This window comes from Pseudoclavibacter sp. 8L (assembly GCF_902506465.1).
In the GTDB taxonomy this organism is placed as follows: domain Bacteria; phylum Actinomycetota; class Actinomycetes; order Actinomycetales; family Microbacteriaceae; genus Pseudoclavibacter.
In genome coordinates this window covers 715949-730896 of record NZ_LR733185.1, presented here as the reverse complement: position 1 = coordinate 730896, position 14948 = coordinate 715949, and the positions used below count along the sequence as shown (strand labels likewise).

Annotated in this window: 13 protein-coding genes; 10 read left to right on the top strand and 3 right to left on the bottom strand. The window is 68.2% G+C overall.

Annotated elements, in window-relative coordinates:
- Window positions 1-389 precede the first annotated feature (389 nt).
- The 8 genes from GV007_RS03465 to GV007_RS03430 all read left to right on the top strand — a co-directional run bounded on the left by GV007_RS03465 (window position 390) and on the right by GV007_RS03430 (window position 9271).
- A complete protein-coding gene (locus GV007_RS03465) occupies window positions 390-968 on the top strand; it encodes a YdcF family protein (protein ID WP_160071013.1) in 579 nt (192 codons plus the stop codon).
- A gap of 102 nt (window positions 969-1070) precedes the next feature.
- Window positions 1071-1556: a PH domain-containing protein gene (locus GV007_RS03460; protein WP_160071012.1), complete on the top strand. Its 486-nt coding sequence runs from the start codon at window positions 1071-1073 to the stop codon at window positions 1554-1556.
- Complete coding sequence (locus tag GV007_RS03455) at window positions 1556-4033, top strand: PH domain-containing protein (RefSeq protein WP_160071011.1); 2478 nt, start codon at window positions 1556-1558, stop codon at window positions 4031-4033. The genes GV007_RS03460 and GV007_RS03455 overlap by 1 nt, the downstream gene beginning before the upstream one ends.
- Window positions 4030-4767: a DUF2520 domain-containing protein gene (locus GV007_RS03450; RefSeq protein WP_160071010.1), complete on the top strand. Its 738-nt coding sequence runs from the start codon at window positions 4030-4032 to the stop codon at window positions 4765-4767. Before GV007_RS03455 ends, GV007_RS03450 begins: the two co-directional genes overlap by 4 nt.
- Window positions 4768-4795: 28 nt before the next feature.
- Complete coding sequence (panC, locus tag GV007_RS03445; RefSeq protein WP_160071009.1) at window positions 4796-5650, top strand: pantoate--beta-alanine ligase; 855 nt, start codon at window positions 4796-4798, stop codon at window positions 5648-5650.
- Between the two features lie 114 nt (window positions 5651-5764).
- Window positions 5765-6460 carry an arsenate reductase/protein-tyrosine-phosphatase family protein gene (locus tag GV007_RS03440; RefSeq protein ID WP_160071008.1) on the top strand — a complete coding sequence of 232 codons (696 nt, stop codon included), beginning with the start codon at window positions 5765-5767 and terminating at the stop codon, window positions 6458-6460.
- A gap of 130 nt (window positions 6461-6590) precedes the next feature.
- Complete coding sequence (gene lysS / locus GV007_RS03435) at window positions 6591-8090, top strand: lysine--tRNA ligase (protein WP_160071007.1); 1500 nt, start codon at window positions 6591-6593, stop codon at window positions 8088-8090.
- Window positions 8091-8311: 221 nt separating this feature from the next.
- Entirely contained in the window at window positions 8312-9271 is a 960-nt protein-coding gene (locus tag GV007_RS03430; protein ID WP_160071006.1) for an endonuclease domain-containing protein, read from the top strand.
- A 139-nt stretch (window positions 9272-9410) separates the two neighbouring features.
- Here GV007_RS03430 and GV007_RS03425 read toward each other — a convergent pair whose 3' ends face one another.
- The 3 genes from GV007_RS03425 to GV007_RS03415 all read right to left on the bottom strand — a co-directional run bounded on the left by GV007_RS03425 (window position 9411) and on the right by GV007_RS03415 (window position 13265).
- Complete coding sequence (locus GV007_RS03425; protein ID WP_160071005.1) at window positions 9411-10493, bottom strand: hypothetical protein; 1083 nt, start codon at window positions 10491-10493, stop codon at window positions 9411-9413.
- A 158-nt stretch (window positions 10494-10651) separates the two neighbouring features.
- On the bottom strand, window positions 10652-12403 hold the full coding sequence (locus GV007_RS03420) for a BCCT family transporter (protein ID WP_160071004.1): 1752 nt from the start codon (window positions 12401-12403) through the stop codon (window positions 10652-10654).
- Between the two features lie 73 nt (window positions 12404-12476).
- Entirely contained in the window at window positions 12477-13265 is a 789-nt protein-coding gene (locus GV007_RS03415; RefSeq protein ID WP_160071003.1) for an HAD-IIA family hydrolase, read from the bottom strand.
- A gap of 89 nt (window positions 13266-13354) precedes the next feature.
- Here GV007_RS03415 and GV007_RS03410 point away from each other — a divergent pair, with 89 nt between their 5' ends.
- Window positions 13355-13534 carry a hypothetical protein gene (locus GV007_RS03410; RefSeq protein ID WP_068477200.1) on the top strand — a complete coding sequence of 60 codons (180 nt, stop codon included), beginning with the start codon at window positions 13355-13357 and terminating at the stop codon, window positions 13532-13534.
- 78 nt (window positions 13535-13612) lie between these two features.
- A complete protein-coding gene (locus GV007_RS03405) occupies window positions 13613-14902 on the top strand; it encodes an MFS transporter (protein WP_160071002.1) in 1290 nt (429 codons plus the stop codon).
- Window positions 14903-14948: the final 46 nt, after the last annotated feature.

The window sequence follows — 14948 nt, the reverse complement described above, 5'->3', positions numbered from 1 at the left end:
GTCACCCGGTCGCCGGATCCACAGGGGAGCTCCTCCCACCCCTGGACCGAACCAATTCGAGTAGGGTCGGGTATTCGGGAGGTCGGAACTCGACGGGGGTCAGTCGCCGGCCGACCTGGTGCGCGGGAGACACCCCGCGCAGGAAGCAAGGGGGAACGACGATGTCCACTTACGAATCAGATACAGAGCCGGAGAGTGGCGCTGAACGGCGCAGTCTGCTGGGCGCCGTCGCCTGGGCCACTCCGATCATCGCCATCGCCATTGCGGCGCCCGCTCGGGCCGCGTCAGACCATGAGTCGCCGGCCTGAGGGGTACCTGCTCGGACGGGGCGCGGCGCTGAGACGCGGCGCACGGGGAAGTGGTTCTCGCCGCTCACGTAGCCTGTGCTCGTGAGTGGAAGCAGAACAGGGGTGGTGCGACGGGCGGCGCCCATCGCGGGCGTGGTGCTTGCCCTCATCATCGTCGTCATCGCGGCCGGGCTGCCCCTCTTCGTCTTCCCCTCCACGGATGAACCCCGAGACGTCGACGCCATCATCGTCCTCGGCCCGCCGCGCGAGGCGCGCATCCAGGCCGCCCAGCAGCTGGTCGCCGACGGCTACAGCGACACGATCGTCATCGCCGTCGACGACTACGGCATCGACTCCGCCATCAACATCCACGCGTGCGAGGTCGGGGCGGACGACGCGCCCACCGCGCCCGTCACCCGCTGCCTCATCCCGGAGCCCTTCACCACGGCAGGCGAAGCGCTCATGGTCAAGCGGTTGGCCGCAGCGGAAGGATGGGAGTCGGTCATGATCGTCACGAGCACCACCCACATCTCCCGCGCGCGCATGATCTTCACCGACTGCCTGGGCGGGGGAGTGCTCGCCACGGACGACGGCGTCGGTATCGGCGACTCCAACTGGGCCTGGCAGTACCTGTACCAATCGGGGGCATTCATCAAGGCGCTGGTCGCGCCGACCTGCTGACACCGACGGCTCAGTTCAGCTGATGCCAGGCAGGGCGACCCGACATGTCGGTCGTTCTCGATACGGTAGGCGCATGACGACACGTCGCAACGAGGGGGCAGCATGACCGCGCTTGACCACACCACCGTGCAATGGCGCAGGGTTTCCGCGAAGTACATCTGGTCTGAACTCCTCGGCGCGTTCTTCTGGGCGCTGGTTTCGCTCGCGGGAGTCATCGCTCTCCTCGTGATCCCGGACGTGTCGAATTGGATCGCCTTGGCCCCCGGGGCCATCCTCCTGCTGATCCTCATCTCCATCCCCTTCGAATGGCGCCGCGTGCGGGCCATCGGCTACCAGCTGCGCCAGGACGACCTCGTCTTCCGTCGCGGTCTCTTCTGGAGCCGCATGGTCGCCATCCCCTACGGTCGTCTGCAGCTGGTCGACATCCAACGCGGCCCGGTCACCCGCATCTTCGGGCTCTCCTCGCTGAAGGTCGTCACCGCCGCCGCCATCACCAACGTGACCATCCCCGGCCTCGACTGGCGGGATGCCGAGAAGCTCCGGGACGACCTCGTCGCGCTCGCCGAGACTCGTCGAGCAGGTCTCTGATGAGCGCCCACCTCCCACCGCAGTCTCCGGGCGCGCAGTTCGGGGGTCCGCCGCCTGGGCCGCCGCAGGGACAGGCTCCGGGGCCGGCGCTCGGACAGGGCTCCGACCTGATCGACGGCGAGTGGCATCGACTCCACCCGCTCACACCGCTCCTCAAAGTCGGCGTGTTCGTCATCGCGATCGGCGCCTTCCTCATCAACCAGTCCTGGCAGACGATCACGAGCTTCATCTTCCCGCAGCTCGATGAGTACAGCGGCGCCGAGTACGACCCCACTCGCATGGTCTTCGAGAACCAGACCTGGCTGCTCTGGGCCGCGCTCGGGACGCTCCTCGTCATCGTCCTCCTGGGGCTCTTCAGCTACCTCTCCTGGCGCTTCGCGCAGTTCCGGGTCAGCGACACCACGATCGAGCTGCAGAGCGGCGTGCTGTTCCGGAAAAGCCGTCAGGCAAGACTCGATCGAGTGCAGGACATCAACATCCAGCGACCACTCGTCGCGAGAATCGTCGGCGCGTCCAAGATCGAGATCGGCGTCGCCGGCGAGAACGCGAACATCCAGCTCGTCTACGTGCGAACCCGTGACGCCGACGGCATCCGCGCCGGCATCCTGCAGCGCGCATCGGGGGCGAAGCGCAACGAGCGTGCGGCTCACGGCCAGTCGTTCCCCAGCTCCGCGCAGCACGGCGCGGCAGGCGTGAACGGCGGCATGCACATGCCGGCGAGCGCAGGCCAGCCCAACGGTGCAGGCCCAGCCGGTGCGGTCGGGCAGGCTCCGGCGCAACGCCCGCCGACCGCAGAACAGCTTCGCACCAGGGCCTCTGAGTTCTTCGCGCAGCGAGTCGAGGAGCTCACGAGCCCCGAGCTGGCCCCCGGAGAAGCTGCACCGCAGTCGGTGGTGCGCCTCCCTCCCTGGCGCCTCGTCGTCGCCAACCTCGTCAACCCGTGGCTCGTCGTCATCGTCGTCGCGCTCGTCGCAGGGCTCGTCGTCACCTTCACCTTCGGGTTCTGGTGGCTGCTCTTCTCGATCCTGCCCCTTGGTGCGGTGTTCTTCGCCGTCACCGCCGGTCAGATCCTGCCATCCCTCAACTACAGCATCGCCGCGACGCCCGACGGCGTGCGCGTCGGCCGAGGCCTCCTCACCACGAGCAACGACACGGTCCCGCCCGGCCGGATCCACGCCGTGCAGGTCTCCCAGCCTCTCTTCTGGCGCCCCTTCGACTGGTGGATGGTCCGCATCACGCGCGCAGGCACCGAGCAGGTCTCCTCCGACGGCTCGCAGAACCAGGCAGCGCTCACCCGCAACCTCGTGCTGCCTGTCGGCACGCGAGCTGAGACCGAGCGAGTGCTCGCGCTGCTCCTCCCGATGCTCGTCAACGACGAGGTGCGCCGTCTCATCGAGCTCGGCATGTACAGCAAGGGCGACGACGACTACTTCGTGACGGCTCCCAAGCGCGCGGCGTGGATGCGTCCCTTCTCATGGCGGCGACACGGGTTCCGCCTCGATAGTCGCGCCCTCTACCTGCGCTTCGGTGCCTGGTCACGCAAGCTCACCATCGTGCCAGCCGAGCGGATGCAGTCCATCGGACTCGACCGCGGCCCGATCGGCTACTTCGCGAACGTCGTCAACCTCCACGCGCACACCGTGCTCGGCATGGGCGTCACGACTCGCATCGGCATGGTCGACGGCGACATCGGCGTTCGACTCTTCGACGATGTCTCCGCTGTCGCCATCCGCGCCGCGAGCCTCGACACGTCCCACCGCTGGCGCGAGGCCGCGACGCTCAGCGCCATCGCGACCGCCCGCATGCGCGTCGCCGATGCGGAGAGCCGCGGCACCGCCGTCGACAGCCAGACGATCGCCGTGCTGCAGGCCGAACGCGAGTACCAGCAGGCGCTCGCTCAGAGCGGCGTGGACGGCACGTCCACACCACCCGTCGCGGAACCGTCCGCCGCTCAGCGGGCCACGCCCGCGCCCGATCTTTCGAGGATCCCGGCGCAGTTCGGCTCCGCCAGCTCAGCAGGATCCACGCCCTCTGCTGGCGTCAGCCCTTCTGCTCCCCCCGAAAGCGTCGGCCTGCCCGCGACGGCTCCCCAACCTCCCGCGGCTGCGGCACCCATGCCCTCGTCCATCGGTCCCGTGCCAGGAGCGCCGGCAAACGGCGCTTGGGCTCCCGTCTCCTGGGAACCCGTCGCCGCGCCGCCGGCATCGCATGACTCCTCGATCGACACGACCCCGACTCCCATCCAGTCGCCGGCGACGATCGGCCCCGCACCCGCGCACCGCACGCCAGCCGAGCGCGAGGCTGCGCCCACGGCGGCGCCGCAGACCGAGAGCGCCCAGGTCCAAGAGCCGTCGGTTGTTCCCGATCAGCCGCAGCCGCTGACCCGACGTCAGCTGCGGGAACAGCGGGAGAACGGCACCGCCCCGGACCAGCAACCGGGTCACGACAGCAGACAGGCTCCGGAGGGCAACGCATGAGCACACGTGAGGGACGGCTCGGCATAGGACTCGTGGGCGACTCGCCCACAGGTCTCATCGTCGCAACGGCACTCGCCGGAGCCGGGCACGCGCTGGTCGGCGTCGCCACCGAGTCCGCCGAAGCGACCGAGCGCGCATCCGCCATGCTCCCCGGCGCCCCCAACCTCACCCAGCGGCAGGCCATCGAGCGCAGCGAGCTCGTGATCCTCGCCTTCGACGAGGACGAGCTCGAAGCGCGCGTCCTCGAGCTCTCCAAGAGCAAGGCGTGGGTCGCAGGTCAGCTGGTCCTGCACACCGTCGCCGGGCGAGGGACCGCCGTGCTCGGCACGGCCCTCGACCGAGGCGTGATCCCGCTCGCCGTGCATCCCGCGATCGAGATCACCGGGACGAGCCTCGACCTGCACCGCCTCAAGGAAGCCTGGTGCGCAGTGACCGCGCCGCGGCCGGTGCTGCCCATCGCGCAGGCCCTCGTCGTCGAGATCGGCGCGGAGCCGGTCGTCATCGCCGAGCAGGACCGCCCAACCTATGCGGAAGCGCTCCACACCGCGACGGAGTTCACTCGCTCCATCGTCAAGCAGGCCACAGAGCTGCTCACCGGAATCGGGGTCGAGAACCCGGGCTTCATGCTCTCCAGCCTCGTCCGCTCGGCCGCAGACAACGCCCTCGCCGACGCCACCCCGCAACGCCTCGACCCGCTCGACGGTACGCTTCCTGAGGCGGACCCGCGCTCGTAGCGGCAGCCGCAGGTTCCGAGGAGGGCTCTTGCCACACGTTCTGACCACGATCGCCGAAGCCAAAGCAGTGCTCCGGGAGGTTGGGAAAACCGACACGATCGCGCTGGTGCCCACGATGGGCGCTCTCCACGAAGGCCATCTGTCGCTTGTCGACATCGCCAAGCGAAGCGCCTCGAAGACCGTGGTGTCCGTCTTCGTGAACCCGATGCAGTTCGCGCCCGGCGAGGACTTCGAACGCTACCCCCGCACCTTCGAAGACGACCTCGCGAAGCTCGACGCGGCCGGCGTCGACTACGTCTTCGCGCCAGCGGTCGACGATATGTACCCCAACGGCATCAAGCAGACACGCGTCGTCGGCGGACCGGCCGCTGGCATCCTCGAGGCGGCACACCGTCTTGCGCACTTCGATGGTGTCCTCACGGTCGTCACGAAGCTCTTCAACATCATCCGCCCGAACGTGGCGGTCTTCGGCGAGAAGGACGCGCAGCAGCTCTTCCTCGTGCGGAGCCTCGTCCGCGACCTCGACCTCGATATCGACGTGGTGGGCGCGCCCATCATCCGCGAAGATGACGGCCTCGCGCGCTCCAGTCGCAACGTCTACCTCTCCGACGACGAGCGCAGCGCGGCCCTCAGCCTCGTGCGCGCGCTCTCCGCCGCTGCCGCCAACGGGGACCGTGGCATCCGCGAGATGATCTCGCAGGCCCAGGGGGCCCTCATGGACGAGAAGCTCGTGAAGATGGACTACGTCTCCATCGTCGACCCCGAGACGTTCGTGCTCGTCAACGAGGCGTACCGCGGGACGGCACTCGTGCTGGTCGCCGCCCGCGTCGGCACCACGCGCCTCATCGACAACATGACGGCCTACGTCGGCGAGTACCGCTAGGGCGCTCGCCCGCAGCTCCGGCTTCGGGCGGACGCGCGCGAACAGCGCGAGTGCCGCGCCCCGCTCGTCTCGTTGCTACGCTGAACGTTCCACGACCCCTGGGGGAACACACGCATGAGCTTTCGCATCCTGACGGTCTGCACGGGCAACATCTGCCGTTCGCCACTCGCCGAGCAACTGCTTCGAGACGGGCTCCGGGATCTGCCCGGCGTCACCGTCGAGAGCGCGGGAACAGGTGCACTCGTCGGCAGCGGGATGCCCCAGCAAGCGCTCGCGCTCGCCGCCCAGTACGGGGTGACGGACGCGGAAGCGCACATCTCGAGGCAGCTCACGGAAGACATCGCCCGTGGAGCAGGCCTCGTGCTTGCGCTCTCCCGCGACCACCGCCAGCGCATCGTCGAGCTGGCCCCCTCCGTCGTCCGGCGCACGTTCACGCTGCGCGAGTTCGCGCACATCGCGAGCCAGGTCACCGCGGAAGACCTCGAGGAGTCCTACGAGGCGCCAGGTGCGAGCCACGGCTCGCGTCGCTCGCGCCGCGAAGCGCTCGAAGGAGCCACAGACGGCGCCGGCTCGGGCGCCTCCGAGCAGGACATCGTCGCTGCAGCGCTCGCCGCAGCAGTTGCCGCCGCCGCCCCGCTGCGCGGCCTCGTCGCCCCGCTCGAGAACGCCGCCGACTACGACGTGGTCGACCCGTTCCGCCGCTCAGACGAGACCTATCAGCGCTCGGGCCGCGAGCTCGTGCCAGCGGCCGAGACGATCGTCGCGTACCTCGAGGGCGTCGTCGACTGGGCGAAGGCCCGCACCGCGTAGCGACCCCGAGGGTTGCCGGTTCGCGCGACGGCGCGAAGTGCACCAAACTGGGGGAGTGCGTTTCCGAGCACCATTCGTCGCGCCCGGAACACGCATCCACACCCAGCCGCACGCAACGCAAGGAGCCCGAATGGCCGACGCGCCCATCCAAGACGCACTCTCCGAGGCCGAAGCCTCCGAGCAGAAGCAGGTGCGTCTCGAAAAGCGCGCGCGGATGCTGGACTCGGGCATCGCGCCCTACCCCCTGACGCTCCCCATCACGCACACCATCTCCGAAGTGCGCGCAGCCCACACCGAGCTGGAAGACGGCGCGTCCACCGGCGAACGCGCGGGCGTCGCAGGGCGCATCGTGCACCTCCGCAACACCGGCAAGCTCTGCTTCGCGAGCCTCCAGGCGGGTGACGGGTCGCGCATCCAGATCATGCTCTCGCTCGCCGTCGTCGGCCAGGAGCAGCTCGACCTGTGGAAGGAATACGTCGACCTCGGCGACCACGTCTTCGCTGCCGGTGAGATCATCTCGTCACGCCGCGGCGAGCTCAGCATCATGGCCGACGAATGGCGGATGGCGTCCAAGGCGGTCCGGCCGCTTCCCAACCTCCACGCCGAACTGAGCGACGAGACGCGCGTCCGCCAGCGCTACCTCGATCTCATCCAGCGACCCGCCGCCCGCGAAGTGGTGGTCGCTCGAGCCAAGACCAACGCCTCGCTTCGTCAGACCTTCGCGAACCACGAGTTCCTCGAGGTCGAGACGCCCATGCTGCAGACGATGCACGGCGGCGCCGCGGCCCGCCCGTTCGTGACGCACTCCAACGCGTTCGACACCGAGCTGTTCCTGCGCATCGCACCTGAGCTGTACTTGAAGCGCGCCGTCGTCGGCGGCCTCGACCGGGTCTTCGAGATCAACCGCAACTTCCGCAACGAAGGCGCTGACTCGACCCACAGCCCCGAGTTCGCGATGCTCGAGGCCTACCAGGCCTACGGCGACTACACCTCGATCGCCGACCTCACGCAGGAGCTCGTGCAGAATGCGGCCCACGCCGTCGCAGGCTCGCACGTCGTCACTTGGGCGGATGGCACCGAGTTCGATCTCGGCGGTGATTGGGACCGAGTGTCCATGTACCCGTCACTGTCGGAAGCGGCAGGCGTCGAGATCACGCCGTCGACGCCCCTCGCCGAGCTCGAGGCCCTCGCCGCGAAGGTGGAGGTCGAGGTCGACCACCCCACACACGGCAAGCTCGTCGAAGAGCTCTGGGAGCACTTCGTCAAGGAGGACCTCACCCGTCCGACGTTCGTCATGGACTTCCCCGTCGAGACGTCGCCGCTCACCGCATCCCACCGCTCCATCCCCGGTGTCGTCGAGAAGTGGGACCTGTACGTTCGCGGCTTCGAGCTCGCGACGGGGTACTCGGAGCTCATCGACCCCGTCGAGCAGCGTGCCCGCTTCGTCGAGCAGGCGGCGCTCGGGGCACGCGGAGACGTCGAGGCGATGCGCGTCGACGAGGACTTCCTCGCTGCGCTCGAGCACGCTATGCCTCCTTCCGGCGGCATGGGCATGGGCATCGACCGCCTGCTCATGGCCATCACCGGCCTCGGCATCCGCGAGACGGTGCTGTTCCCCCTCGTCAAGTAAGGGCCCTCGTCGGGTAGCTCCCCGCGCCCTGTCTTCCCATAGATGACTTGTGGTCGTCAAACCTCGAGTTTGACGACCACAAGTCAGCTCTGCGCCTCGGGATGGGATGGAACGGCCTGGGATGGCGCGGGCGGCGCGGGATGGGGCGGTGCGGGCGGCGCCGGCGAGGCGGGCCTGCAGAATCCTCGGGTGTCGAGAGCGTGGTCTCCACAGGTGGGGAGATGAGCCGGACACCGCCGCGCGCATCCATCTACCGTTCGTGGATGCGACATAGAACGCCGCTCCCGCCCGAGTTCACCGACACGACGTTCCGCTACTCCGACGCTCTCGAGAACGGGATCACGCGAGGCCAGGTCAGAGCGTCGACGATCACCGGCCCACACCGCGGAATCCGGACCACCCGTGAGATCACGTCAGCGCGAGACGCCGACCTGGCCTACGCGAGAGCCGCGCCGCGGGACATCGCGCTGGCCAGCGTCTCCGCCTGCCGGGTCTGGGGAATCCCGCTCCCGCTGGCCATCGAATCGCGCAGACACACGTTCGTCGCCGTGCGGAGTCCACGGCACGTCCCAACGGGAGTCGCGATCACGGGTCTCAGGCTGGCGCCGCACCTGTTCAGCGACCGCGAGTTTGAGGGTGTCCGGCTGCTGTCGCCCTGCGTCGCCTGGGCGCAGCTCGCCGCTCAGATCGCCCCGCGCGAAACTCTCGTGCAGGCGGATGCACTCCTCACGAGCGCAGACAACTACCCGGGACGGCGCCACGGCGGCTCGCTGGCGACGCTGGACGAGCTCCGTGCAGTCGCAGACGCCTGGGCGAAACGTGCTGGAGTCGCCCAGCTCCGTGCTGCCGTCGTACTCGCCAGACCGCAGGTCGAATCGCCCGGAGAATCCCGACTTCGCCACGCCCTCGTCTCGGCCCGCTTTCTGGAACCCGTCCTGCAGCACCGCGTCTTCGACGGGCGGCGGTTCGTGGCGCGGATCGACCTCGCCTACCCTTCGCTAAAGATCGCGCTCGAATACGAAGGCGAACACCATTTCACCGTGGCGAAGGCGGTGGAGGACATCGAGCGCCGACGTGAGCTCGAGCGTCTCGGCTGGATCGTCATCCAGATCACCCGACGCGACATCCAGGACCCGAAGCGCCTCTTCGCTCGACTCCGCTCGGCGATGCGTTCACGCTGATGCCTTCGCCCAGAGCTGACTTGTGGTCGTTCTCTCGCGAGAATGACGACCACAAGTCAGCTCTGCGCGATGCGGGCGGGAAGCGCGGGCGGGGATACGGACGGGGAGCGCGGGGAGCGCGGGCAGCGCGCAGTCACGCCTATCCCGTGGACGCCGTGCTCTTCTGGCTCTCCACGCGGTACTCGATCTCGGCGACGATCTTCCTGAGCGCGTAGATCGTGACGGAACGGCGTTGCGCTGGCGGGTCCCATCCCGTGTGGTCCTCGAACTCCAATCGCTGCAGGTCGTCGAGGGCCGAGGAGGCGGCGGTGAGCCGCGCGCGCAGATCGTCGTCGGTCTGGTCCCAGGCACGCAGCAGCTGTCCGAGCTGCTCTCCTGCGGCCTGCAAGGCGCGTCCCGACTCGGACTTCGCCTCGCTCCAGGAGACTTCGAGGAACGGCTCCTGGAGTTCGGCGATGTGGCGAGTGATGCGGCTGAGGCTGTCCAGCTCCGCCTGGACGGAGGAGCTGTCGAACTTGGTGCGCAGGCCCCTGGCGTTGCCTCGGAGGTTCTCCTGCACCTCGGCGACCAGCGTCTTGGCGTCTGCGAGTTCGCCGTCGAGGCGAATGAGTGAGCTTCGCCAGGCCTTGAGGTCGTCCTCCGGGGCGTCGCCGGCCGGTAGCTCCGTTGCTCGCTGGATGGTGTCGGCGATGGTCGCCTTGAGGGCGCTCGTCGCCTGCATGGCCTGCTTCCGGCCGGTCGCGGGAGGCACGATGAGGTTGAGCCCGACACCGATGGCTGCGCCGACAGCCATCTGCACGACGTAGCCGATGGAGAATCCGTCGGGATTCGCGCCACCCACCACGAAGACGAAGAGTGCTGCGATGGGAATGTAGTCGCGGCCCGCTCCGAAGACCGGAATCCCTGCGAGCAGCGTGCCGACGCCGACCGCGACGGGGACTGCCAGCGCCACGGGGGTGCCGAGGGTCACGAGCGCCCCGGAGGCGAGCACTCCGAGGAGCACACCGACCACGACCTGGACGCTCGATCGCACGGAACCGGCAACGGTCGGGACGCTCGCGACCAGCGCGCCGAGGGGCGCGTAGTAGGCGTAGGCGTTCGCCTCTCCCGGGACGAGGTGCCCGGCGTACCAGGCGAGCGTTGCGGCGGCGGCGGTCTTTGCCACGTGGAGGAGTCGGGAGGGCGTGAGCGCGGGGAGGAGGGCGCCGGCGAGTTTCTGCATCCACTCCAGGGTGGGGCTTCGCGGTCAATGCTCGCTGAGGGTTGACATCCGGGGGAGAGGAGGACGGAAGCACCGCGCGTCGCTTGCAGGGGAACAGGCAGGGGCCGGATGCGTGTGCATCCGGCCCCTGCCTGCCTCGAAACCGAGCCGCTCGGCGGTCAGTCGTTCTTGGGCTCCTCAGCCTGCGCCACGACCGCGACCTGGCTCGTCTGCGGGCCCGCGACGGGCACGTTCATGACGTTCGCCTTCCGCAGCCACGGGAACATCTTGCCGGGCGCACGCTCGACGGGCTCGTCCACTTCGAGACCGTAGAAGTCACCGATGTGGCCGACCAGGGCGGCGCGGTTGGCCCGGTCGTATGCACGTTTCTCGCGTGCGAACGCGAGGGCCGTCGCCCAGCAGGAAAGGAGCAGGACGATCGAGAAGGGCAGCGCGATACTGATCGCGGCCGTCTGCAGGGCGTTCAATCCGCCAGCGAGCAGGAGCGCGACCGCGAGCAGCGAGGTGATGACCGCGAAGAATGCGCGCACCCAGTGCTTCGGCTCGGCCTGACCGCCGGTCGCGAGCATGCCCATGACAAGCGCGCCGGAGTCTGCGGACGTGATGAAGAAGATCGCGATGAGGATGATCGCACCGATGGTCAGCACTGCACCACCGGGGAGCTGGGCCAGCATCTGGAAGAGGGCCCCTTCGACGTCGACCGATCCGTCGCCCTGGACGAAGTCGGTGACGCCGTTCAGCTGCATGTAGAGGGCCGTGCCGCCAAGGACCGAGAACCAGAGGAAGGTCACGAGCGTTGGCACGAGCATGACGCCCGTCACGAACTCGCGCACGGTGCGACCGCGGGAGATGCGGGCGATGAAGACACCCACGAACGGCGCCCACGACATCCACCAGCCCCAGTAGAACGTGGTCCACGCCGACTGCCAGTCGACGCCCGCCTCGCCGGAGAAGGCGCTCGTCGAGAAGGTCAGGCTGACGAAGTTCTGCAGGTAGTTGCCGAGCGACTGCACGAAGTCGCGCAGCAGGAACTGCGTCGGGCCGACGATGAGGATGAAGACGAGCAGCGCGCCCGCCAGCATGAGGTTCGTGTTCGAGAGCCACTTCATGCCCTTGCCGACGCCGGAGAGCACCGAGAAGAGCACAAACGCCGTGATGACGGCGATGATGGCGATGGATGAGGTCGTGGAGGACTCGAGGATGCCCGCGGCTTCCAGGCCAGAGCCGATCTGCAGCACACCGAGGCCGAGCGAGGTGGCGACTCCGAAGATGGTGCCGACCAGCGCGACGACGTCGATGAGGTTGCCCCAGCCTCCGCGAACGCGACGGCCGAGGAGCGGCTCCAGCGCCCAGCGCACGCTGACCGGTCGTCCGCGGCGGTGGATGGCGTAGGCGAGCGCGAGGCCGAGGACGATGTAGATGGACCACGCGTGCACGCCCCAGTGCAGGTAGGTCTGTGAGAGGGCCTGCTGAGCGATCTGGCTCTCGGTGCCGGAGACGCCGGGCTTCGGTTCGATGAAGTGGCTGAGCGGCTCGCTCACGCCGTAGAAGACGAGGCCGATTCCCATGCCAGCGGCGAAGAGGAGCGACAGCCAGCTGAGGTTCGAGAACTCGGGCTTGTCGTCGTCCTTGCCGAGCTTGATGTCGCCGTACTTGCCGAAGCCCATCACGAGGCTGAAGACCACGAAGAACGCCGCGATGAGCACGTAGTACCAGTTGAAGTTGCGCACGATCGACGACTGGACGGCGTTGAACGCGGCGTCAGCCGCGGTCGGGGCGAGGATGGAGAAGCCTGCGAAGCCGATGACGATGATCGCGGCGGGCCAGAAGACCCACCGTTTGATCGTCGGCGGGCCCTTCTTCTTCGGCGTATCGGGAGCGGCTGCTGAGCTGGAGGAGCTGGAAGTCACTGCGCCAATGGTACGCGAGCTGCGGAAAATCGCTAGTTGGCCTAGCAATCAAGGTCGAGCGGGCGGATGCAGCTCAGCTCTCGCCAGCAGGCCGGACGAGTTCGTGAACCCCCGAGATGATCTCGTCAGGGCGGAACGGGTAGCGCTCGATCTCGCGCTGATCGCTGATGCCCGTGAGCACCAGCACTGTGTGCAGTCCCGCTTCCATGCCCGCCACGATGTCGGTGTCCATCCGGTCGCCGATCATGGCCGTGTTGTGCGAGTGCGCGCCGATCTTGTTGAGCGCAGACCGGAACATCATGGGGTTCGGCTTGCCGACCACGTAGGGTTCGCGGCCGGTCGCCTTCGTGATGAGGGCCGCGATGGCACCGGTCGCGGGCATGGGGCCGTCGGCGCTCGGACCGGTCGCGTCGGGGTTCGTGACGATGAAGCGCGCACCGTTGCCGATGAGGCGGATGGCCTTCGTGATGGCGTCGAACGAGTAGTTGCGGGTCTCTCCGACGACCACGAAATCGGGGTCGGTCTCCGTCATGATGTAGCCCGCGTCGTGCAGTGCCGTGAGCAGTCCCGCCTCGCCGATGACAAACGCCGACCCGCCCGGCAGCTGTTGGCGCAGGAAGTCCGCCGTCGCGAGCGCTGAGGTCCAGAGCCGGTCTTCCGGCACGTTGATGCCACTCGAGCGGAGGCGGGCCGCGAGATCGCGCGCCGTGAAGATGGAGTTGTTCGTGAGGACGAGGTACGGGGTCTCGTCCCGCTGCCACTGCGCGAGCAGCTCGACCGCGCCTGGGAGCGCGGCCTGCTCGTGCACAAGCACGCCGTCCATGTCAGTGAGCCAGCATTCGACGTTCGAGCGATCGACCATGGGCACAGCCTAGGCGGATGCGCCGACATCGAGACGGATGTGCCGAGACTCGCCGGTGCGCGGAGGGCTTCGCGTAGACTCCCTCCATCATGGACTTCTTCCTCAACGCGCTCTGGTCGCTCATCCCGACCGTGATCATCGGGGCTGCGTTCTTCTGGATCCTCACTTCGATCCTCTCCGGCGATCGTCGCGAGCGTGCCATGGCCGACAAGATCGAACGCGAAGAACGCGCTCGCCTCGGCCTCCCGCAGCTCGACGCGAACAGCTAGCGCGCCGCCTCACCTTCCCGCTCCGTCTCGACCCCCTCAGTGAAGAGGGGGTCAGTTCTCGTCGTCTGGACCCGACCTATGTCACTCCTGCTCAACTGGGCATCCCCGAAGCCACTTGGCACGCCCTTCCGATACCTCCTCTCCTCGTCACTGTTCTCGAACCTCGCCGACGGCATCCTGATCGCGGCGGGCCCCTTGCTCGTCGCGAGCCTCACCCAGGACCCGCTGCTCGTCTCGCTGGCCCTGGTCGTGCAGCAGCTTCCGTGGCTCGTGTTCGGCCTCTTCGCGGGCGTGGTCGCAGACCGCCTGCCCCGTGTCGCGATCATCGTCACGGGGGCGCTCAGCCGCGTCCTGATGCTGGCCGTCATCGGCGCACTCGTGCTCACCGACACCGTCAACCTGCCGATCCTCTACATCGCGCTGTTCCTCGTGGGGTCGGCGGAGGTCTTCACCGACAACGCCTGGACCTCGATCGTGCCCGACCTCGTCCCGTCGAAAGAGCTCGGCATCGCGAACTCGCGACTCATCGCCAGCCAGACCGTCATGAACCAGCTCGCCGGTCCCGCGATCGGCGGTGCCATCTTCGCGGTCGGGCATGCGATCCCGTACGGCGTGACCGTCGTCTCCCTGCTCTTCGCAGTGGTGCTGGTGTCCCGCATCACCTCACCGCCCGTCTCGACGGCGACGACCGGGCCGATCGAGACGGTGCGCTCAGTCGCCCGTGTGCGTCGGGACATCGCGAGGGGCTTCGCCTGGCTGTGGCAGAACCCGCCCGTCCGGACACTCGCGATCATCCTGTTCGCGTTCAACATCACGTACGGCATGACCTACGGGGTGCTCGTGCTCTATGCGAAGCAGCGCCTCGGACTGGACGATGCCGGCTACGGGCTGCTGCTCGCGGTCTCGGCGCTCGGCGGGCTCGTCGGCACAGCCCTCTACGGACGCCTGGAGCGCCGGTTCTCGTACACGAGCCTCATGCGCACCTGTCTCGCGCTCGAGACGGTGCTGCACCTCGTTCTCGCGGCGACGGCGAACGTCATCGTCGCGGGCCTCACGATGTTCGTCTTCGGCATGTACACGGTCATCTGGGCGACGCTCGCGAGCACCATCCGTGGGCGGGCCGTCCCGAGCCGCATGCGCGGGAGGGTCTCGAGCGTCTACTTCCTCGGGATGATCGGCGGCATGGCCGTCGGCACTTTCGTGGGGGGCCTTATCGGCCAGGGCTTCGGCATCGTCACCACGATCTGGGTCGCGTTCGGCGCGAGCATCCTCATCCTCGCGCTCGTCTGGCGTTCCCTGGTGCACGTCGGCAGGGCAGGCGAGGTCAGAGCGGATGGCGAGGCAGCCGGTTCTCCGGCGGCGAGCTGAAGCTCGGCGGAGCGGACTGGCGCTCGCTCTGAGGGAGTCCTCAGAT

Coding starts and splice junctions, on each gene's coding strand:
- GV007_RS03410 (WP_068477200.1), top strand. CDS start 13,355: ATGGACTTCTTCCTCAACGCGCTCTGGTCGCTCATCCCGACCGTGATC.
- GV007_RS03430 (WP_160071006.1), top strand. CDS start 8,312: ATGAGCCGGACACCGCCGCGCGCATCCATCTACCGTTCGTGGATGCGA.
- GV007_RS03455 (WP_160071011.1), top strand. CDS start 1,556: ATGAGCGCCCACCTCCCACCGCAGTCTCCGGGCGCGCAGTTCGGGGGT.
- GV007_RS03440 (WP_160071008.1), top strand. CDS start 5,765: ATGAGCTTTCGCATCCTGACGGTCTGCACGGGCAACATCTGCCGTTCG.
- GV007_RS03425 (WP_160071005.1), bottom strand. CDS start 10,493: ATGCAGAAACTCGCCGGCGCCCTCCTCCCCGCGCTCACGCCCTCCCGA.
- GV007_RS03460 (WP_160071012.1), top strand. CDS start 1,071: ATGACCGCGCTTGACCACACCACCGTGCAATGGCGCAGGGTTTCCGCG.
- GV007_RS03415 (WP_160071003.1), bottom strand. CDS start 13,265: ATGGTCGATCGCTCGAACGTCGAATGCTGGCTCACTGACATGGACGGC.
- lysS (WP_160071007.1), top strand. CDS start 6,591: ATGGCCGACGCGCCCATCCAAGACGCACTCTCCGAGGCCGAAGCCTCC.
- GV007_RS03405 (WP_160071002.1), top strand. CDS start 13,613: ATGTCACTCCTGCTCAACTGGGCATCCCCGAAGCCACTTGGCACGCCC.
- GV007_RS03450 (WP_160071010.1), top strand. CDS start 4,030: ATGAGCACACGTGAGGGACGGCTCGGCATAGGACTCGTGGGCGACTCG.